The organism is Neorhizobium sp. P12A, from assembly GCF_008365395.1.
Classification (GTDB): Bacteria; Pseudomonadota; Alphaproteobacteria; order Rhizobiales; family Rhizobiaceae; genus Rhizobium.
In genome coordinates this window covers 169,092-189,714 of record NZ_QOVX01000008.1, presented here as the reverse complement: position 1 = coordinate 189,714, position 20,623 = coordinate 169,092, and the positions used below count along the sequence as shown (strand labels likewise).

Annotated in this window: 15 protein-coding genes; 7 read left to right on the top strand and 8 right to left on the bottom strand. The window is 59.7% G+C overall.

From position 1 onward, the window contains the following. Positions 1 to 7: 7 nt before the first annotated feature. The 3 genes from DTW90_RS22170 to DTW90_RS22160 form a co-directional block, all read right to left on the bottom strand. Positions 8 to 1,510, bottom strand: a complete 1,503-nt coding sequence (locus DTW90_RS22170; protein WP_149340968.1) for a sugar ABC transporter ATP-binding protein — start codon at positions 1,508 to 1,510, stop codon at positions 8 to 10. Positions 1,511 to 1,515: 5 nt separating this feature from the next. After that, on the bottom strand, positions 1,516 to 2,499 hold the full coding sequence (locus DTW90_RS22165) for an ABC transporter permease (protein ID WP_149340966.1): 984 nt from the start codon (positions 2,497 to 2,499) through the stop codon (positions 1,516 to 1,518). A gap of 168 nt (positions 2,500 to 2,667) precedes the next feature. Next, entirely contained in the window at positions 2,668 to 3,747 is a 1,080-nt protein-coding gene (locus DTW90_RS22160) for a sugar ABC transporter substrate-binding protein (RefSeq protein WP_132525826.1), read from the bottom strand. Positions 3,748 to 3,965: 218 nt separating this feature from the next. On the opposite strand from DTW90_RS22160, the gene DTW90_RS22155 reads away from it, so the two are divergent. Then, complete coding sequence (locus DTW90_RS22155; RefSeq protein WP_149340964.1) at positions 3,966 to 5,576, top strand: GMC family oxidoreductase N-terminal domain-containing protein; 1,611 nt, start codon at positions 3,966 to 3,968, stop codon at positions 5,574 to 5,576. 55 nt (positions 5,577 to 5,631) lie between these two features. On the opposite strand, the gene DTW90_RS22150 is transcribed toward DTW90_RS22155, so the two are convergent. Beyond that, complete coding sequence (locus DTW90_RS22150) at positions 5,632 to 6,630, bottom strand: glyceraldehyde 3-phosphate dehydrogenase NAD-binding domain-containing protein (protein ID WP_149340962.1); 999 nt, start codon at positions 6,628 to 6,630, stop codon at positions 5,632 to 5,634. 286 nt (positions 6,631 to 6,916) lie between these two features. On the opposite strand from DTW90_RS22150, the gene DTW90_RS22145 reads away from it, so the two are divergent. Then, entirely contained in the window at positions 6,917 to 8,131 is a 1,215-nt protein-coding gene (locus DTW90_RS22145) for a pyridoxal phosphate-dependent aminotransferase (RefSeq protein WP_132525820.1), read from the top strand. Positions 8,132 to 8,159: 28 nt separating this feature from the next. Here DTW90_RS22145 and DTW90_RS22140 read toward each other — a convergent pair whose 3' ends face one another. Next, positions 8,160 to 9,104 (bottom strand): LysR substrate-binding domain-containing protein, encoded by a 945-nt coding sequence (locus tag DTW90_RS22140; RefSeq protein WP_149340961.1) that lies wholly within the window; start codon positions 9,102 to 9,104, stop codon positions 8,160 to 8,162. Between the two features lie 88 nt (positions 9,105 to 9,192). Between DTW90_RS22140 and DTW90_RS22135 the strand changes: the two genes are divergently transcribed. Together DTW90_RS22135 and DTW90_RS22130 are read left to right on the top strand one after the other, a co-directional pair. Then, the gene (locus tag DTW90_RS22135; RefSeq protein WP_149340959.1) at positions 9,193 to 10,743 is read left to right on the top strand and encodes a trimethylamine methyltransferase family protein; all 1,551 of its coding nucleotides are present in this window, start codon (positions 9,193 to 9,195) and stop codon (positions 10,741 to 10,743) included. 751 nt (positions 10,744 to 11,494) lie between these two features. Beyond that, positions 11,495 to 12,532 (top strand): FecR domain-containing protein, encoded by a 1,038-nt coding sequence (locus tag DTW90_RS22130; protein ID WP_149340957.1) that lies wholly within the window; start codon positions 11,495 to 11,497, stop codon positions 12,530 to 12,532. Positions 12,533 to 12,568: 36 nt separating this feature from the next. Here DTW90_RS22130 and DTW90_RS22125 read toward each other — a convergent pair whose 3' ends face one another. Together DTW90_RS22125 and DTW90_RS22120 are read right to left on the bottom strand one after the other, a co-directional pair. Next, positions 12,569 to 14,743, bottom strand: a complete 2,175-nt coding sequence (locus DTW90_RS22125) for an adenylate/guanylate cyclase domain-containing protein (protein WP_281407584.1) — start codon at positions 14,741 to 14,743, stop codon at positions 12,569 to 12,571. Positions 14,744 to 14,924: 181 nt separating this feature from the next. Continuing rightward, a complete protein-coding gene (locus DTW90_RS22120; protein ID WP_149340955.1) occupies positions 14,925 to 15,836 on the bottom strand; it encodes a LysR family transcriptional regulator in 912 nt (303 codons plus the stop codon). Between the two features lie 110 nt (positions 15,837 to 15,946). On the opposite strand from DTW90_RS22120, the gene DTW90_RS22115 reads away from it, so the two are divergent. Continuing rightward, positions 15,947 to 17,263 carry an MFS transporter gene (locus tag DTW90_RS22115; protein WP_149340953.1) on the top strand — a complete coding sequence of 439 codons (1,317 nt, stop codon included), beginning with the start codon at positions 15,947 to 15,949 and terminating at the stop codon, positions 17,261 to 17,263. Further along, positions 17,260 to 18,393: a mandelate racemase/muconate lactonizing enzyme family protein gene (locus DTW90_RS22110; RefSeq protein WP_149340951.1), complete on the top strand. Its 1,134-nt coding sequence runs from the start codon at positions 17,260 to 17,262 to the stop codon at positions 18,391 to 18,393. The genes DTW90_RS22115 and DTW90_RS22110 overlap by 4 nt, the downstream gene beginning before the upstream one ends. Positions 18,394 to 18,460: 67 nt before the next feature. Here the strand turns inward: DTW90_RS22110 and DTW90_RS22105 are convergent, their stop codons facing one another. Beyond that, positions 18,461 to 19,237, bottom strand: a complete 777-nt coding sequence (locus DTW90_RS22105) for a helix-turn-helix transcriptional regulator (protein WP_132525806.1) — start codon at positions 19,235 to 19,237, stop codon at positions 18,461 to 18,463. Positions 19,238 to 19,330: 93 nt separating this feature from the next. Here DTW90_RS22105 and DTW90_RS22100 point away from each other — a divergent pair, with 93 nt between their 5' ends. Continuing rightward, the gene (locus DTW90_RS22100; RefSeq protein WP_132525804.1) at positions 19,331 to 20,533 is read left to right on the top strand and encodes an MFS transporter; all 1,203 of its coding nucleotides are present in this window, start codon (positions 19,331 to 19,333) and stop codon (positions 20,531 to 20,533) included. The last annotated feature ends 90 nt before the right edge of the window (positions 20,534 to 20,623 follow it).

The window sequence follows — 20,623 nt, the reverse complement described above, 5'->3', positions numbered from 1 at the left end:
TCCCTCCTCACACCATTGCCCGGACAAGATCGACCTGATCCGGCTTGTTTCCCGGCGCCGCATCGAAATGCGCCGTCACCGCTCCATCGCGCATGACAAGCACCCGATGCGAAAGCCCGATCGTTTCCTCCAGCGTGTCTGAGATCAGGAGGATCGCTACACCCTGAGAGGATAGGTCGCGAACCAGCTCGTAGACTTCCTCCTTCGCTCCCACATCGAGCCCGCGGGTGGGGTGGTCGAGCACGAGGATGCGCGAGCCGGCCGTCATCCACCGCGCCAGCACCACCTTCTGCTGATTGCCGCCGGAAAGCTTGCGGCAGGCGATGTCCGGCCCCGGTGCCTTGATGCGCAGCCGCTTGATCCATTCGCTGGCCAGCCGGCGCTCGCGACGATAGTCGATCGCACCGTTTCGCATGACCGAGGACAGATCGGCGAGCGAGATGTTCTCGGCAATCGAGAGGAACATGACGAGGCCTTCGACACGCCGCTCGCGCGGTATATAACCTATGCTCTTGCGAACGGCCTGCTCCGGCCTGTGGAAGTGTACCGGCTCACCATTGATTTTCAGGCTGCCGCCGGTATGCGGTAGAAATCCTCCGATCGCACGGGTCACTTCCTCGCGGCCGGAGCCGACAACGCCGGCGATGCCGACGATCTCGCCTGCCCGGATTTCGAGGTCGACATCATGAAACGCGCCGGCGATTGCCAGTCGGCTCGCTTCGACGACAATCTCGCTGCGTGGCGGAAGCTGCTTGTCTTCCTTGTAATAGGTCGCCTGCAGACCACGGCCGACCATGATCTCGTGCAGTGCCGGTCCGGTTACGTCGGCTGCCTGATGTTCGGCAACCACCTGGCCGTCCTTCATGGTGTAGACGCGATCAGAGATGCGCAGCACCTCGTCCAGCCTGTGCGAAACGAAGACAAAGCTGGCGCGAGATTTCAGCGACCGCACACGCTTGAACAGAACGTCGATATCGCTGCCGCTCAAAACGGATGTCGGCTCGTCGAGCAGGATGACCAGCGGACGCGACACTGTTTCTTCCAGCGTCAAAGCTTTTGCCAGTTCGACCATCTGACGTGCCGCGAACGTCAATTCCGATGTGCGCGCCGTCACGTCGATATCGACGCCGATCTTTGCGAGCTGCCGTTTTGCCGCCGCCCGCATGGCTCCCCAATTCACGACGCCGAAGCGAACGAACTGGTCTTCCTGACCGAGGTAGATGTTTTCGGCAACCGAGAGATTGAGCAGCAGCGACTGTTCCTGGAACACCATGCCGATGCCGTGCGCCGCTCCGTCACGGGCATTGCGCAATCTCAGCGGCTGGCCATCCAGCATGAGCGTTCCGCCATCCGGCTGATGGGTTCCCGCAAGGATACGCATCAGCGTCGATTTTCCGGCGCCGTTTTCTCCGATAAGACCGACGACCTCGTTCGGCCGGACTTCCAGCGAGACGCTCTTCAGCGCCGGGACGCCCGCAAAAAATTTGCTGATTTCGTTGGCTGACAACATGGCGGTCACTTCACGATCTGGAGGCGGAGCCGGTCGAGCGACAGGGCGACAGCAGCAATGATCATCAAGCCCTGTACCGTCTGCTGCACGTAGGGCGAAATGCCGAGCAGGATCATGCCATTGCTGAGAATGGTGACGATCAGGACTCCGATGAACGTGTTGACGACACCGCCCTCGCCCCCGGTCAAGGCCGTGCCGCCGACGACGACTGCCGTCACTGCGGCAAAGAGCCGCCCGTCTGCAATGACGGCGTCGGAGCGGCCGAGCTGGGCGGCGGCAAGAACGCCGGCGACACCGAAGAAGAAGCCGGCCAGACCGAAGGCCATGATGCGCACCCGGCGCAGGTTTATGCCGGAAAGCTCCGCCACGTCCTCGCCGCCGCCGATGGCCATGATGTGGCGGCCGAGACGGGTATAGTACTGGATCGTGCAGGCGAAGAGAAAAGCGGCAAGCGCCACCCATACCCCCACCGGCAGGCCGAGAAAGCGAGCGAGCGCGAGGTCACGAATGGACGGGTCCATCAGTCGCACTGCCGATCCCCCGAGCATATAGACCGAAATGCCGAGGCCGATGAACCAGACGCCGAGCGTCGCCATGAAGGACGGAATTCGAAGGAAGGTCTGGATGATACCGGTCGCAAAACCCATCGCCGTACTGGCCGCGATCGCCGCAAGCACTGCCAGCCAGCCGTAGGAATTGCCATTGGCGTCATTGGTCGCGAGCAGCACCGTCACCATCGCCGCAATCGAGAGCGATCCCTCGACCGAAAGGTCGATGCTGCCCAGAAGAATGATGAAGGTGAGGCCCATGGCGAGCGTCAATGGAACCGCAGCAGAATTTGCGACGCGAACGAGATTGCGCAGCTCGATGAAATTCGGATTGGCGATGGTGATCAGGATGCAGAGCGCGATGAGAACCAGCACCGGTGCGTAGGCGCGCAAATGCTTTCGGTTGAGACCGCCGAATAGGCGGCGTCCATTGTTCGGCATGGCACCTGCCTGTTCACTTTTCGGAATAGTTTTGATGTTTTCGGCGTTGATGGTCAACACAGGCACCTCAAAGCGTCAGCGGGGAGACTGGCGGGCGTCGCAACACACCCGCCAGCATAGGGGCGGCCGCAGAAGGAGCCACGGCCGCCGGGGAAACGATGCATGATGTCAGGCGCGGATGGCGCCCGTGACGCGGCCCCACAGGTCGCTCCAATCGAGCTTCGGATGCGAGTCGATATTGTTCTTGTAGTACTCCTCGACATTGTCCTTCGCGACTAGAACTGCCTTGCCGTAGAATTCGCGGTGCTCCGGCGGTTCCTTGGCGGGATCGAACTTCTTCTGCAGCGCGGCCAGACCGATCGCGAGCCCCATGCCGCCCTGCCAGAAGGGATCTGACGTAACGGTGCAGGCGAACTCGCCCTTGCGGACCGCATCGACCGCGGCCTTGATGCCGTCGACACCGACGACCGGGACCTTGCCGGCGAGATTTTCCGCGCGCAGAGCTTCAAGCGCACCGGTGCCCATGTCGTCATTGGCGGCCCAGACGCCTGTCACGTCGTCGCCGAAGCGTGTCAGAAGATTGCTGGTGAGGTCATAGGCTTCCGACGATTTCCAGTTCGCGACCTGGAAATCGAGGAGCTTGATATTGGGGTTGGCGGCCAGGGCGTCTTCAAGACCCTTCTTGCGCTCGATCGCCGCCGTATTCGAGATCTGGCCGCCGAGCGCGATGATGCCGCCCTTGCCGCCCATCGTCTTGAACAGGATTTCGGAGATCTGTTTGCCGCTGGAGATGCCGTCGAACTCGATATGCGAGACATAGTAAGGGTTGAAGTCTTTTGGGTGCAGATCGTCCGGCTTGTTCCACTGGGTAACGACATAGGCTCCCGCCTTGGCGCAAGCCTCGACGATCGGACGTGCGTCCGGCGTGTCGTTCGGGTCGGAATTCAGCACCATGTTGCCGCCGGTCTTGGCAAGCATCGCCTTGATGTCGGCAATACCCTTCTCGCTGTTGCCCTCCGACACCAGCGTGACGTGGTCCAGCCCGATCGACTGTGCAAAGGCTTCGGCACCGGTCTTCCATACCGCATGGTAAGGATTGGACAGCGAACGGATCGACGTTACGAGCGTCGGCTTGTCGGCCGCGAAGAGTTGCCGGGGCAATGCGGCCACGGTCGCGCCTGCCGCGACGGTGGCGAGAAACGACCGGCGATTCATGGCAGCAAAACGCGAATTAGTCCTGTCAGTCATTCGAAAACCTCCCGTTGAATGACGAAGATCGGGTGTCGTCCTTCTCCTACGACATCCGGATCCAAGAGCGAGTTGGTCATAGCATTTGTACGACAACCCTTCAAGACGATAACCGTACCCTTTCTCTTGACGCGGAGCAAGAGACTTGAGATGGTGACTGCGATTTATTGCCCGGACAATGAGATCCCGGCGCCCGCATAAATTTATCGGAGGAGAGAATGCCTGATTACATCATCGTCGGGGGCGGCTCGGCGGGGTGTGTCCTTGCTGCGCGCCTGAGCGAGGATCCGGATGTTACCGTGACCTTGCTCGAGGCCGGCCCGCGTGACACCAACATGTATATTCATCTGCCGGTCGGCTTCTTCAAGATGACAGCCGGCCCCCTCATCTGGGGATATGAAACGGTGGCGGGCCGTGAACTGGCAGGACGGAAAATGGTCTATCCGCAGGCGCGCGTGCTCGGCGGCGGCAGTTCGATCAATGCCCAGGTCTTCACCCGCGGATGCCCCGAGGATTACGACGGGTGGCGCGACCTCGAAGGATGCGCCGGCTGGGGTTACGAGGATGTAAGGCCTTATTTCCGCAAATCCGAAGGCAACGATACGTTCGGCGGTCTTCACCATGGTACCGAAGGTCCGCTCGGCGTCAGTTCGCAGGTCCCGCACCCGCTGACACGCGTGTTCGTGCGCGCGGCGCAGGAGGCAGGCCTTCCCTTCAATCCCGACTTCAACGCCGGATCTCAGGCGGGTGCCGGCTTCTACCAGACGACGACACGCGGTGGCCGTCGCAGCAGCACCGCCGTGGGCTATCTCAGGCCCGCTACAGGGCGAAAGAACCTCACCGTCCGCACAGACGCGATGGTCAACCGTATCGTCATCGAGAACGGTTGTGCCGTCGGCATCGAGATCGTCGAAAATGGCCGCCCGGTCGTCCTGCGCGCCGACCGCGAAGTCATCCTGACGGCCGGAGCAATCGGCTCCCCAAAAATGCTGATGTTGTCCGGGCTGGGGCCTGCGGACGAGCTGCGCGCGCTCGACATCGACGTTATCAGAGATCTGCCGCAGGTGGGCAAGAACCTGCAGGATCACATGGATGTCGACGTGCTTGCGGAACTTTCCGGTCCCCACGGTATCGATCGCTACAAGAAGCGCCACTGGCAGATTGCTGCTGGCATCGAATATGCCTTGTTCGGCAAAGGACCGGTCGCTTCGAATATCGTCGAGGGCGGCGGCTTCTGGTGGGGCGACAACGAGGAGAAGACGCCGGATATCCAGTTTCATTTCCTTCCCGGCGCCGGCGTGGAAGAGGGTATCGGCGGCGTCCCTGGCGGAAACGGCTGCACGCTCAACTCCTATCACGTGCGTCCGCGTTCGCGCGGTCACGTAAAGCTCCGCTCGAAAGATCCGGCTATCGCCCCCGATATCGATCCCAACGCCTTTGCCGAGCCCTACGATCTCGAGCGCGCCGTCGACGGCATCAAGATCAGCCAGGAAATCCTGTCGCAGCCGGCCTTCAGGCCCTTCGTGAAACGGCTGCATTTGCCGGATGGAACGATCCGCAGCCAGGCGGAATACCGGGAGTTCGCCAGACAATATGCGCGTTCTGCCTATCATCCCGTCGGCACCTGCCGGATGGGCGGCGGCAGCGATTCCGTCGTCGATCCCGAGCTGAAGGTCCGCGGCATCGACCGACTGAGGGTATGCGACAGCTCGGTAATGCCGCGACTAATCTCTTCCAATACGAACGCCGCGACGATCATGATTGCGGAAAAGGCGGCCGATATCCTCAAGGAGGTAACGGACAATCGGACGACGCGAAGCTACGCATGATGTCGTCATTTAGGAGAACGTCAATCGGGTGACGGGCGCTGCGGCGCCCGTTGGTCTAGGGTTTCAGGCCAATTAGGTCGGCAACATCAAGCATCCTGTTTGCAAAGCCCCATTCGTTGTCATACCAGCCGAAGACGCGTAGCAGCCCTCCGGGAGATACGGAGATCTCTGGGCCGGAAATGACAAGCGATTCCGGCCGCGCGCGCATGTCGACCGAAACCAGTGGCTTTTCGATCCAGCCGAGGACGGGTGAACCTGCCGCAATCTGTTTCAGGCGCTCGATCGCCTCATCACGAGTGGGTGCCTGCTTCAGCACCACGGTCAAGTCGATTGCAGAAACGCTTGCCGTTGGAACACGGATCGCACGCGCCTCGATTTTTCCAGCAAGATGTGGAAGTACCTTGCTTAAAAGCTTGTGTGCACTCGTGCTCGTCGGAACCATCGAAAGAGCGGCAGCTCTGCTGCGGGCAAAATCATCCCGCGGTTGATCGACGGTCGGCTGACTTCCGGTATAGCAGTGAACCGTCGTCATCTGCCCACCGATGATCCCATAGGCGTCGTCGATCACTTTCAAGAGCGGCACCAGGGCGTTTGTCGTGCAGGAGCCGTTTGAGATGATGGTTTGTCCGGTGAAGACCTCTTCGTTGGCGCCAAGAATCATCGTGGCATCGGCAGCCTCGGCTGGGCCGGAGATCAGCACCCGTTTGGCTCCAGCCTCCAGGCCCCGAGAGGCATATTCGCGGGTGTAGGGCTGTCCGGTGCATTCTAGTAGGACATCCACTCCCTGAAGATCCAGTCGCCTGACATCGTTCTCGTTGAAGAAGCGGATATTCCGTTTCCCAATCTGCAGTACCTGGTCCAGAGCGGTTACTTCTTCACGCCATGGCCCAAACACGCTGTCGTATTGAAACAGGTAGGCGCAGCTGGCGAGCGGAGCGACGTCGTTGATGAGGACCAGCTCAAAGTTTCGATCGTCATTCAGCAATATCCGCAGGAGCGAACGGCCGATGCGCCCGAACCCGTTGATGGCTATCTTGATCTTCTGCCCGGACACTTTTCCCTCCGAAAAACCGCAGTACCCGATGGTGATAAACAGGGATAAGTCCGCAAGGCAAGCCGGAACGAGTTGTTGGCGAAAACGTCGCGGCCCTTTGCGAAATGCGGGTAGAGCTGCATATACTCCGGCGAACGACTATTCGCTTCGCGACCTCGTCTTTTGCGCAAGCAAGCCAATCATCCACGGCGACATCACCGGCAAAATTGTCTGTGCGTTGAATTCAGGCTTTGCGGCGGAGCAGTTCCGGGGGCTTGGCAAATAACTTTTGTGGAGGACTATGCAAATGCTGGACGCAATCGACCGGAAGTTCGCAGCCTTGGCGACGGATAATGCGCCGGGGCAAGAGGTGCGACAGGTCGCCGCAGACCTGACCGGGAAGATGATCGGTGAGAAATTCGATGGTCGGTTGGTGGATTTTTCCCACGGCGATGTCGATGCCTTCCTGCCCGCACCGAACTCCTTCGAAGCGTTCGAACAGGGTGTCCGGGATGGTGGCAAACAGGCATATACGGAGTATCGCGGCTCGCGCGACATTCGTGAGGTGGTGGCCGAGCGGCTGGCAGCTTTCACAGGGGCGCCGATCTCAGGCGATCAGCAGGTTATTCTGACGCCCGGTACGCAAGGCGCGCTGTTTCTGGCCGTCGCGTCCACAGTGGCTGCCGGCGACAAGGTCGCGATTGTTCAGCCGGACTATTTCGCCAACAGAAAGCTCGTCCAGTTCTTTGGCGGCGAGATCGTTCCCGTTCAACTCGGCTATCTCGATGAAGACGAGCTGAAGGGACTCGACCTTGCCGCGCTGGAGGCTGCCTTCGAGGCAGACGCCCGGCTCTTCATCTTCTCGAATCCGAACAATCCCACAGGAGCCGTCTACTCAGCAGATGAGATCGAACAGATCGCGGCTCTCGCAAAACGGTTCGGCGCCACGGTCATCGCCGATCAGCTTTATTCCCGCCTTCTCTATAGCGGCAACACCTATACGCATCTGCGGGCCAAGGCCGGCGACGACAATCTCATTACGATCATGGGGCCGTCGAAGACCGAATCCCTGAGCGGATATCGGCTAGGCGTCGCGTTCGGCTCTGAGAAGATCATTCAGCGGATGGAGAAGCTGCAGGCCATCGTTTCGCTTCGCGCCCCAGGCTACAATCAGGCCGTTTTGCACACCTGGTTTGCGGAACCCGCTGGATGGATGGAGGAGCGAATCCGCTTGCATCAGGCAATTCGCGACGACCTCGTCACGATATTCCGCAGCGCCAACCTTCCGGTCGCGATACCCAAGGCAGGAAGCTACCTGTTCCCGAAGTTGCCCGAGCTGCGCGTTGCGCCAAAGGAATTCGTCGCGCTGTTGCGTCAGCAGGCGAACGTGATCGTGACACCAGGGTCGGAATTCAGTCCGCGAACGCTGACAAGCGTGCGTCTAAATTACTCTCAGGATCGCGCCGCCGCGGTCGCCGCCGCCAAGCGGATTGTCTCCATGGTAGAAACCTACGCGAGATGAACCCGGTATCTCAGGGCTCCAAGGGCAATTACGTGGAACCGAGATGCAGCTCGTCCTTCGAATGGCTGCGTCTTCCCTCTTCGACCAGCCAATCACGCACACGCCGTGCCTGAGCGTTCAGTTCACGTGATCGGGGCCAAACCACATGGAAGGCAAGATTTGTATCGAGGACGTGGCTGCCAACAGCGACAAGCGCACCCGATCGAAGCTGTTCTTCGACCAGGTGCTGCCATCCGAGCGCCACGCCTTCGCCTGCCAGGACGGCCTGAATAACGAGGACGTAGTCATTGATTGCCAGCCGCCGGGGCTGGGCGGAGTAGCGAACCCCCGCGCTCGCGAACCATTCGGACCAGTCGCAGGCCGCCCTCACAGGCTCTTCCAGATGGATCAACGGCAGTTGCAGCAAATCTTCGGGACGCTCGGGACGTCCGCGTTTTTCAACGAAGCTCGAACTGGCGACCGGAAAGACGATCTCCGGTGCCAGCATCACGGAATAATATCGCGGCCATTTTGCCGGATCGCCACCTCGCACGCCGAGCGGGATCGGCTCATCGTCCAGATCGAGGTCCCGGACGCTCGTCTGGATGCGTAGGTCGATATCCGGGAGGTCGGCACGCAGCCGGGCGAGCCGTGGCAGCATCCACATCGAGCCGAAGGCAGTCGATGCAGCAAGCGTGACATTCGATTCCCGTCCTTTCATGCGAATATCTTCCGCCGACTTCTGGATACGCGACAGGCCAACGGTGACGTCCACGTGGAACCTCTCGCCAGCATCGGTCAACTCGACACTGCGGTGCTCGCGATGGAAGAGCGGCACGCCAAGCTGGTCCTCGAGTTTTCTGACGGCATAAGAGACGGCCGCCTGGGTCATGCCGAGTTCTTCGGCCGCCCGGCTGAAATTCTGGTGACGCCCCGCTGCCTCGAAGATGATCAGGCTCGATGCGGAAGGAAGCAGTCTTCGAAACGTTTCCATAAATAGAGCTTATACTAAGACCAAGTTTTTTCCAGCGTCACAAAGCGTCGAGGTCGTCCTAGCCTCTGTCCAAATTACGGAGGCGGATATGACCGAGGCGGCAATCGAGGAAGGGACTGTCAGACGGGGACGCAGTGGAAGAGCCGCGCGTCGGGATGGAAGCGCGAAGCCGCACGGCGCCCCGTATATTGTTCGCAATATTCCGACCTATGACATCTTGTCGGAAGAAAATCTTCAGAAGATCGAGCGGACCGCGGATCGTATCCTCGCAGAGATCGGCATCGAGTTCCGCGACGATCCCGCGGCGGTCGATCACTGGAAGCGAGCCGGAGCGAAGGTCGACGGTGTCCGGGTCAAATTCGAGCCGGGGATGCTCCATGAGATCGTTGCATCGGCGCCTTGGGAGTTTACGCAGCACGCCAGAAATCCGGCCAACAGCGTTCAGATCGGGGGCGACAAGGTCGTCTTCTCCCCGGCCTATGGTTCACCTTTCGTCATGGATCTCGATAAAGGACGCCGTTACGGCACGATCGAGGATTTTCGGAATTTCATAAAACTCGCCCAAGCAAGCCCGTGGCTGCACCATTCCGGCGGCACCATCTGCGAGCCGGTCGACGTGCCCGTCAACAAGCGCCACCTCGACATGGTCTACAGCCACATCAAATATTCCGATCGCGCCTTCATGGGTTCGGTGACGGCAGAAGATCGTGCTGAAGATTCGATCGAGATGACGCGCATTCTTTTCGGTACCGATTTTGTCGACCGGAACTGCGTTATCCTGGGCAATGTCAACGTCAACTCGCCGCTCGTCTGGGACGGCACCATGACGAAATCGCTGCGAGCCTATGCCCGTGCTAATCAGGCCGCCGTCATCGTGCCCTTCATTCTCGGCGGCGCGATGGGTCCGGTCACCAATGCCGGAGCCATTGCGCAATCCTACGCCGAGACCCTGGCGGGCTGTGCCCTGACCCAGCTCGAGCGTAAGGGCGCGCCGGTCATCTTCGGAAACTTCCTCTCGTCCATGTCGCTTCGCTCAGGGTCGCCTACCTTCGGCACACCGGAGCCGGCCATCGGCTCGATGGTCATCGGTCAACTCGCACGGCGGCTGAAGCTCCCCCTGCGCTGCGCCGGCAACTTCTCAAATTCCAAGCTCCCGGACGGTCAGGCCATGCAGGAGGGCCTGATGTCGATGCTATCGGCAATTCACTGCGGAGCGAACTTCATCCTCCACTCAGCCGGCTTCCTGGATGGGCTTCTCGCCATGTCCTACGAGAAATTCGTGATGGACACAGACCTCTGCGGCGCGCTGCACTCCTATCTTGCCGGCGTCACCGTCGATGACAATACGCTCGCCTTCGATGCCTTCGAAGAGGTCGGGCCAGGCAGCCATTTCTTAGGCTCGGCTCACACGATGCGGAACTACCAGACCGCATTCTGGGATTCTACGCTTTCAGACAATGAGCCCTTTGAGAAATGGAGCGAGGAAGGCGGTTCGACCGATATCGCAACCCGCGCCAACAGGCAGTGGAAGCGGACGCTCGAAAGCTACGAAGAGCCGCCCCTCGACATCGCGATCGACGAGGCCCTCGGCGACTTTATGAACAGACGCAAAGCGTCGATGGCTGACGGCTGGTATTAAGGATTCCCGCAGCCCAGCGACCGCTTTCATTTCCCGGCAATCACCGCCGCATCGGTAGGAAACGTTCATTCAATCGGCGGGATCACGTATTGATGACTCCCGCAATGATGATTGAATTGCGCCGACTCGACTCCCCCGAGCAACGCTGCTTTAGTTAGACAGGTTCTGCGTTAATAGAGCGAGGCAGGCGAGCGTGGTGAGAATTGATTCGGATGAGCGACACGATCGCAGAAGCCAAACGTTGAAATTCTGTACTGCTTTACTTGTAACAGTCGCGTTGTCGGCTCTCCCAATATTATACGTATGCTGGGACATGGGGTTGTAGGAGTTTACCTTACGTAAGGCTGATTGTTTTCAACCTCATGTCTTTTTTAAATTTCGAGAAAATTAGCGGATGCTAGTTATCACAAGCCTGCAGGGGGACGCAGGCGTGGCCGTCGCCGGTATTAAGATGAGCGCTGGCGACGGCCTTGGATCTCTGGATATTGGGCTGGACTGTCCGGTTCGCCAGCCAAGATCTCAATACCTCATATCCGTATCTTCCGGAACAGTTGGCCTTTGGCGGACTGACCAGCGTCAGATCGCCCCATCGTCGGCCTGATCGCCCTCGATATCATCTCCAGCTGAAACGGCATCGCGAAGGCGAAAACTCACCCGCACGGAACTCCAACGGCATCCTTTTTACCCAGAAAGGATGATGGGACGTGAGCCCTTATCCCATGGTAAAACCTGATCACTTGGGGAGGGTTCGATGTTGCATCTGCGGGCCGCCGCATTCGTGTTGTTCAGCGTTATCCTACTCGCCCCGTTGCAGTCGAAAGCCGCCGAGGAGGTTGGCCAAGCCGTCTTGATCAAAACCGAGGTTTCGGGTGACGGCGGTCCCCTAGCCGTCGACGATCGCGTGCATCGCGACGAGCGAATCCGCACCTCGCAATCCGGCCTGGGTCAGTTCACCTTTCGTGACGGTACCAAGCTCGCGGTCGGCTGGGGCTCTTCCGTGGTCATCGACAAGTTCGTTTTCGATGATTCCGGCTCGGTAAAGAAGCTCACCATAAAGGCCGCGAAGGGAACGTTTCGCTGGATCAGCGGAAATTCGAACTCCTCCGCCTACCAGATCGTGACACCTGCGGGGACGATCGGGGTGCGCGGAACTGCGTTTGATTTCTATGTCGATCGTAATGGCCGGACGGCGGTCGTTCTCTTGAATGGTGCCGTCCAGTTCTGCGGCGCGGGCGGTTGCAAACAGTTGAAGCAAAAATGCGATGTGGTCGTCGCCTCACCGAGTGGCGGCGTGAGCGATGCCCGCCGGGTCAATCGCGACGTCTTAAGGACGCTCGGCAATCAGCAGGCTCTGCCGTTCCTGTCTGGCGACCAACAGCTCGCCGGGCAATTGGGTTTTGCCGGCTCAGGAGGATGCGGTCTGGCCACCGCGACAAGAGAGCGGCCGAATGGGATTTCTCCCCGAGCCGCGCCGCCATCCGCACCGGCTCCCCAGAGGGCACCCGATACTCCCACGGCTCCAAGCTCGCCGGCAGCGCCCAGCGCACCTGCAGCGCCGCAAGCGCCGAGCACACCGAATACCCCCGACCCTCCGAGCACGCCGGGTAAGCCCAGCGGTCCGGACAAGGATCACGACGGCCGGGGCAGGCATCACGATCGCGACCACGACCACGATCATGATCATGACCGTGACGGTAGACACGACCACGGCTGGGGCCGGGACAACCACGGACGTGGGCGAGGGGATCATGACGGGGGTCGAAATAATGGTGGAGATCACCATCGATAACGCCTCGCCCCCGCCAGGCATCGATCAGGGATCCAATCATGTCTCGGCGTGATCCGTCCTGACTGCCGGGTCGGAGAGAAAGTGATCGGACCGGCGCGAGATCCGCTCGTAAAATCCGGGCAGGCCCGTTGCCAAGATCGCCGCCTTGCGTTTTGCGGCGCCGAGAAGCTTGCGACTGCTCGTCGACCGCGTTCGCAAGACATCGACGAGCTGTCGGTGAAGAGCCTGAAGCTCGACAAATGCGGCAGATTTCGCCATGCCGGCGTCACCCACGACAGCAAAAAGCGTGGTCCGGGTGCTTTTTCCCTTGAGCGTGAGCGCGCCCGCCTCAAGCAGTGCCGACGCAGGCAGTAAGCGCGCTGTCGTGTCGGACACCAGGATATCGAAGTTGATATCCTTGCAAGTGGATTCGATGCGCGCGGCGATGTTGACCGCGTCACCGACAGCCGAGTAGTTGAAGCGTGTCTGCGCCCCCATGTTTCCAACGCAGGCAAGTCCCGTGTGTATGCCGATGCCTATGCCGACCTTTCGTTCGGGGCCGAAGCCGAACGCATCGCTGTCATTGAGACGCGTGAGCGTTTCCCGCATGCCAAGCGCGGCATGGACAGCCTTGCCGGCATGATCGACGACATCCACGGGAGCGTTCCAGAAAGCCATGATGGAGTCGCCGATGAACTTGTCGAGCGTGCCCTCGTTTGCGATGACGTGGTGGCTCAGCGCATCGAGCAACGTGTTGAGGAAATTGACGACGGCTGCCGGCGTCATCGCTTCGCTGATCTGGGTGAAGTTTCGCACATCGACGAACATGACGGTCAGCTCGCGATCGTCGCCCCCGAGACGCAAGGCGTCTCGCGTATGCTCGACGCGATAGAGCAGAGACGGCGAGAGATAGTGGCCGAAAGCCCGCCGTACGTCGCGCCGCTCTCGATCGGTCACGAGGAAGCGGAATGCCGTGGCGGCGAAATGGGTGATGGAGCCGGCGACGATCGGCGCCAAGGGGTCGAAGAGGAGACCAGCATAGAGGAACGCTGCCCATGATGCAGCAAGCGCGAGCAATGTTATCAACAGCCCGCAAGCGAGCGCGACCGCTGGAGTAACGAAAGTGGTCAGGATAACCAACAAGCTACCCAGCACGGCAATAGACAAAATCTCCATTCCATTTGCCCAATCCGGCCGGGAAAGGAAATGCCCGGAAAGGATCTGCTCGACGATCTGCGCATGGATGGAAACGCCCGGGACATTTTCACCCAGCGCCGTGGTGCGGACGTCCTGAAGACCGGCGGCGGAAGTGCCGACAAAAACGATGCTGCCTTCGATGGCCGATCTGACATCAGCAGAAGGCCCCTCCGGAGCCAAGACCTTGCTCGCGGAAATATATCTTTCAGATGTGTCTGGGCTGACATAGAGCCAAAGCTCGCCCGAAGCCGTTACCGGGACGACGAAATCCCCGATCTTCGCGCGGGTCATCGTGTTTGGCGTGTCCGGGGCACCGGCCAGCACGTAGGTGGACGAGCCCTGTGCTACGCGCAGCGCCTCGAGCGCAAGGCTGGGATAGAGCTGCTTGCCGTCGCTGAGAAATAGCGGGACGGCTCGCACCACAGCGGAGGATGCGCCCGGATTGAGGCTGATATGTCCGATGCCCGTGGCATTGGCCTGCAGCTGTGGCCTTAGTGGCGTGGCGGCCTTGATGGCGGGAGGTGCCCCGACAGGGCTTTCGCCGGTGAAGGCAAAGCCGGCCAGCACGGGGGGCAGATAATTGCCCTCGTTCGAAAGACCAAAGCCCAGCACCACCGGTTTTCCGGTCAGCGATTTCGCGAAAATCTCGTCATTGTCCGGCAATTGGCTGAGAAGCGACGGATCGATGCCGCTGACATCGCGAACGACATTGCGTGGCGACAGGCGATCGGGCTCCGCGAACAGAACATCGAACGCAATTGCCGAGGCTCCCATATCGGAAAGCCTGTCTACCAGCGCGGCGACCCGATTTCTCGGCCATGGCCACTGCCCGAATTCCCGAAGAGACGCTTCGTCGATGTCTATGACGCGGACGGGCACATTCTCGAATTTCCTCGGGACCAGGCGCTGATATTGGTCAAACGTCAAATCACGGGCCAGTTGCAGCAACTGCGGGTCGCTCGCCCGCAAGATCGTCAGCACTGCGACAATGGCAAGACCGACAATGACGCCAACCTGTTGTGCGCGTGTCACCATTATGGTGCCGGTCCCTCTTTGCCGGAAGCCAAACAATAAATACTATTTCGTCGAGACTGCCCTGTTTATTATCCTGCTGCCGCGCCAAGCGAAGTATATGCTGCATCGTTGTTGCTATGGATGCAATGGCGAAGGTCTGAAAGGCAAGCAGAGCCTCGACAAACCGTGAAATCATGCTGCCTTACGGCATCTTTTCATCGACTTCCAGGTAGCGCATCTTCTCCAGTACCCGACTGGTTGTCCGCTCGACAGCCACCGTCTTCGGTTCGGTCACGCCGGCTCTCGATCCGAGGAAGAGCCTGCCGTTCTCGATCCTGGGGCTGGAAGGCAGCAGCTGTATGCTCCCTTCCGCGACATAGCGATCAGCCATCCGCGTCGGCAGAATGCCCGCGCCCAGGCCTGCTGCTACCAGCTCGGGGATTACTGCAACGCTGTTGCAGATACTGACCTTCTCCGGCTGTATTCCGGCAAGCGCAAACCAGTGGGTGATCTGGCGATACATGGCGGAAGGCGGCGGATTCGAGATGATCGGCTTGTCCCACAGGTCCTTGGGTTCAACCGAGCTGCCCATCTTCCACGAGGCTGGAGCAACCCAATGTGTCGGTTGCGGGCCTAGCGGCTTCAGCGCCAGTTTTTCGTGCCCGGTCGGATTGAGCAGGACCGCAACATCGAGCTTGTCGTCCAGAAGCGAGGATTCCAGCGTCGTGCTGGTCGAGACAACCCATTCCGGCTGTAGTGCCGGATGATCCTCCAGGAGGCCCGCCAGCAGCGGCGCCAGACAATTGACCGCGAAACCCTCTGCCAAACCGACACGAATGGCGCCCACCACAGCGCGGGCCGGATCCTGTTGCTGGATACCTTGCACTTCCGTCATGATCGCCTTGACGCGGGGCAGCAGCAGGCGGCCCTCCGCCGTCATGACAAGGCCCCGGCTCGAGCGCTCCAGCAATTCGACGCCTAGCGCTTCGCCGAGATCCTTCAAGCGCAACGAGACCGTTGGCTGCGCGAGATTAAGGTGCTGTGCGGCCTTTTGCGCCGAGCCAAGTTGAACCGTCCAGTAAAAGGCTTCGACCTGGGCAAGCGTTATCCGCATATTGAATAATCCTATATCCCTATCTTTGAAAAACTCATTTGATTGGAAATGTCAATATTCGATAGAAGCTACACAAGCGGCTGGCCGCCGTACTGTGGGAGGAAAGAATAATGACAGACAGACCAGACATCATATCCAAGGCTGCAAAGCGAATATTGCCGATCCTTATGCTTTGCTATCTGGCGGCGTTTCTCGATCGCGTGAATATCGGTTTCGCAGCATTGACCATGAACCAGGATCTTGGCTTTTCCGCTTCGGCCTTTGGGTTCGGCGCCGGCATCTTTTTCCTGGGCTACGTCCTGTGCGAATTGCCGAGCAACCTGATGCTGGCGCGCGTCGGTGCGCGTCGCTGGATTGCCCGCATCCTCATTACCTGGAGCATTCTTTCCGCCGCGACGGCGTTCGTCTGGAGCCCGGCGAGCTTCTATATCGTTCGCATCCTGTTGGGCGCTGCCGAAGCAGGCTTCTTTCCAGGCATGATCTTCTACATGACCTTGTGGTTTCCCCGCGCATACAGGGGCGGAATGTTTGCCTCATTCAACGTGGCGGTTCCCCTCGCCTCAGTCATAGGAGCGCCGATATCGGGGCTCATTCTGGAAAATCTCAATGGTGTGGCCGGCCTCCACGGCTGGCAGTGGATGTTCCTGATCGAAGGAGTGCCCGCTCTCATCATGGGTCTGGTGGTGCTCTTTGCTCTTCCGGAGGAGCCCAAGACGGCCTCCTTCCTGAATGACGAGGAACGGCAGTGGCTGACCAATCGCCTGGATAACGAACGCGAGGCGCAGGAAACCGTGGAGCGTTTTTCCGTTGGACGTGCCCTGGTTGATCCGCGCGTTCTGCTGATGTGCTTGATTGCGGTCGGCCTCGTCATCGGTACGACGGGGATCGCGATCTGGATGCCGCAGTTCATCAAGCAATTCGGCCTCTCCAACATCCAGACCAGTTTCGTCTCCGCCATCCCGCCCGCCTTCATGGCTGTCGCAATGATCGTTGTCGGTCGCCATTCCGATAAAACCGGAGAGCGCGTCTGGCATACGGCCGGACCATTTCTCGCAAGCGCAGTGGGTTTCGTGATGGCCGCTTTCGCGACGAATCCGATCATCGGCCTTATTGGCCTGACGATCGGCGCGGCCGGTATCGGCGGCGCTTCGCCGACGATCTGGATCTTCCCCTCGACGCTTTTGACAGGAACTGCCGCGGCCGCCGGTATCGCCCTTATCAATTCCGTCGGCAGCACGGGCGGCTTCTTTGGTCCGACGATCATCGGCTGGGTTCGCGACGCGACCGGCGGCTTCCAGGGCGCTCTTCTGTTTCTGGCAGCGGTAATGGCAATCACTGCCGCTGCCATCTTCCTTCTCGGGTACAGCATGAGGGACATGATCCGTCCCAGGATTGCCCGCCCGCTATCCGCAAGGACACAATCATGAGAATATCCGAACTTCGCCTCTACCATCTTTCGGCTCCGTTATCGGAGCCGATTGGAAATGCCCTCATCTTCTTTCCGAGCCGCCAGACACTTCTGGTGGAGATCGTAGCAGGAGGGCTTTCCGGTTGGGGCGAGGCGTGGGTTTCTCCTGGCACTGCCGCGGCGATGGTCGAACAGCAACTCGCCCGCCATCTGATTGGAGGCGACCCCACCCATATCAAGGCGCTATGGCAGACAATGCGTGAAGCGAACGAAGGCGATGGCATCATGGTGGCCATTGCTGCCGTCGACATGGCTTTGCACGACCTGACGGCACGCGCCTATGGCATACCGCTATCGAGCCTGCTCGGCGGCGCACGACGCGACAAGGTGCTTGCCTATGCCAGCGGCCCGTTCTTCAAGCCGAACGGTCATCCCTATCGGGATTTCGAGCGAGAGATCGATGGCTATTTGAAGGAAGGTTTTCGCGCGCTGAAACTGCGAAGCGGCTTCAATCCGGGAGACGATGTCGCCGCCGCACTTGGCGCGCGCAGGCAGATCGGCGCGGATGCCGACCTCATGATCGATTTCAATCAATCCTGTACGGCGCGGCGTTCAATTGCGACCGCGGCCTTGATGGAAGAAGCGGCTCCGCTCTGGATTGAGGAACCGGTGACGCCGACGGATATCCAGGGCTACCGCCTGGCCGCAAATCACATCAAAGCGGCGATCGCCGGTGGTGAGGCCCTGATGACTCCCGCTGCCTTCCGTCCGTTCCTGTCGGAGGGCTGTATGGATATCCTGCAGCCTGATATCGCCATCTGCGGCGGTCTTACCGGGGTCGGGCAAGTCGCGACATTGGCCGATATGTACAATCGTCCTGTTATCCCGCACGTCTGGGGAAGCACCGTCAATTTCCATGCAGCTCTGCATTTCATCTCGACACTGCCGCGCCATCGCTCCGGCGGGAGCCAGCCATTCCCCTATCTGGAATATGACGTCGGCCCGAATCCGCTTCTGGAGCTGGCAGGCAGGCCGAAGGTCAATGGTGATGGCACGGTTTCCGTACCCGAAGGCGCTGGGCTCGGAATCGAGCTGAATGCCTCGATCCTTGAACCCTATACTATTGCTCGCAAGATCATCTCCGAATGAGGCTGCCTATCGAGAGGTCTCCGCATCGGTGATTTCTCTTGAAAAATAAAAATTTGGCGCGGTTGGTTCAAGTCCGATCACGCCTGATTTCACGCGGCGAGTAGCCGAAGCTCCGCTTGAACATCGAGGTGAAGGCGGCGGGATTTTTGTATCCGAGGTCAAGCGCAATTGCCGTCACCGGGTCGCCCGCCACCAATCGGGGCAAGGCGGCAACCAGGCAGGCCTGCTGCTTCCACTCGACGAAGCTTAGGCCAGTCTCCTGGCGAAACAGACGCGTGAAGGCACGGCGGCTCATGTTCAGCGATTGTGACCAGGCATCGATGGTATCGTGCGTTGTCGGCGACATCAGGAAGGCACGGCACCGTTTTGCAAGGGCCTGATCCGCTGGAAGCGGAAGGGACAGCGGCAATGGCTGAAGCCGCACCAGCTCGTGCGCTATCAGTGCCATGAGCGCGCCGTCGCGACCTGAGACGTCATACTCCACCGATATATCCACTGCCTCGGTGACGAGCTGGCGCAGCAACGGCGTTATCTCGACGACCTGACAGTGCTCGGGCATCCCCTCGACGCATCGCGGGTCGACATAAAGGCTGCGTATCGTGACCGCCCCCAGCATGCGGACACTATGGATCACGCCGGCCGGGATCCACATCCCACGTTGCGGCGGCATGACAAATGTCCCCGTGGGCGTTGTCACCATGACGACACCCGAATAGCCGTACAGGAGTTGGCCGCGACTATGGTGGTGCGGCTCGACAAAATGGCCATCCCTATAGTCGTTGCCCAAGGCAATCAGCGGCCTTGGAGCGTCTATGTAATCTTCAATCCTGATGTTTCTGACCATCCTGGCCCAGTCTCGTTATAATTTCGCCTACTCGCGGTGGCGGGCCGACTGCCATTTCATTATCAGGAGCGTAAAGCAAGTAAAGAGGCGACGATGAGCCAGACAATTGAAGCGCCGAGGGTTTCGGCTTCCATGACAATCATGCCCGTCCTGGTGGCGGCCAGTCTCTGCCATTTCATCAACGACGTAACGCAGGCACTTCTTCCCGCGACCTATCCCGTCCTGAAGATTGCATTCGACTTGTCGTTCAGTCAGCTCGGCGTGCTGACGCTTGTCTATCAGATCACTGCGTCGATCCTTCAACCTGTCGTCGGCTGGTATACGGATGGCCGGCCACAGCCCTATTCATTGCCTTTTGGAATGGCGTGTTCGATGGCAGGGACGCTGGTGGTGGCATTTGCCCCCAGCTACCCCGTGCTGCTGATCGGCGCTTCAATGCTTGGCATCGGGTCCTCGATATTCCATCCGGAATCGTCACGTATTGCTCGTATGGCTTCCGGCGGAAAGCATGGTTTCGCGCAATCATTGTTTCAGGTTGGCGGCAATCTCGGGACATCGCTCGGCCCGCTGCTGGCGGCATTTTTCGTATTGCCCAACGGACAGCACTATCTTGCCCATTTTTCGGTCATCACCTTGGTCGGCATTCTCATCCTGACAGGCCTCGGCCGCTGGTACCAAGTGAACGCACCGCACCTTGCGGCGCCGCGCAAGAGGGCGGCCTCAGCCACGACCCCTGCGCTCTCCCGTTGGAAAATCGGCACTGCGATCGCCATTCTCGTCGCGCTCATATTCTCCAAGTATTTCTACCTCGCCAGCTTCACCAGCTACTATAATTTCTACCTCGTGGAGCGGTTCGGGATATCGGCGAAGGCGGCTCAGATTTACCAGTTCGTTTTCTTTGCAGCCGTCGCGACAGGCACGCTGATCGGTGGTCCCGTCGGTGATCGCATCGGTCGAAAGAAGGTCATCTGGGGATCGATACTCGGCATCCTTCCCTTCACCTTGGCCCTGCCCCACTCGAACCTTCCGATCACGGTCGTCCTGAGCGTCATCATCGGGATCGTCATTGCCTCGGCCTTTTCGGCGATCGTCGTCTACGCTCAGGAACTGATGCCCGGACGGGTCGGCATGGTCTCGGGCCTGTTCTTCGGCTTTGCTTTCGGCATGGGCGGGATAGGAGCGGCGGCGCTCGGTGCGCTGGCGGACTGGACGAGCGTCGAATTCGTCTTCGAAGTCTGCGCATTCCTGCCACTGATCGGTCTGCTGACGGCGCTGCTGCCGAACGTGGAACATTGAGTAAAAGCAACTGGTTCCGTGACGGAATTAGCCTGACCTCTCAAAAAGCGATTAGTCCTCGCGGTTGATTGCTTTTAAGCAGCTTTGCCG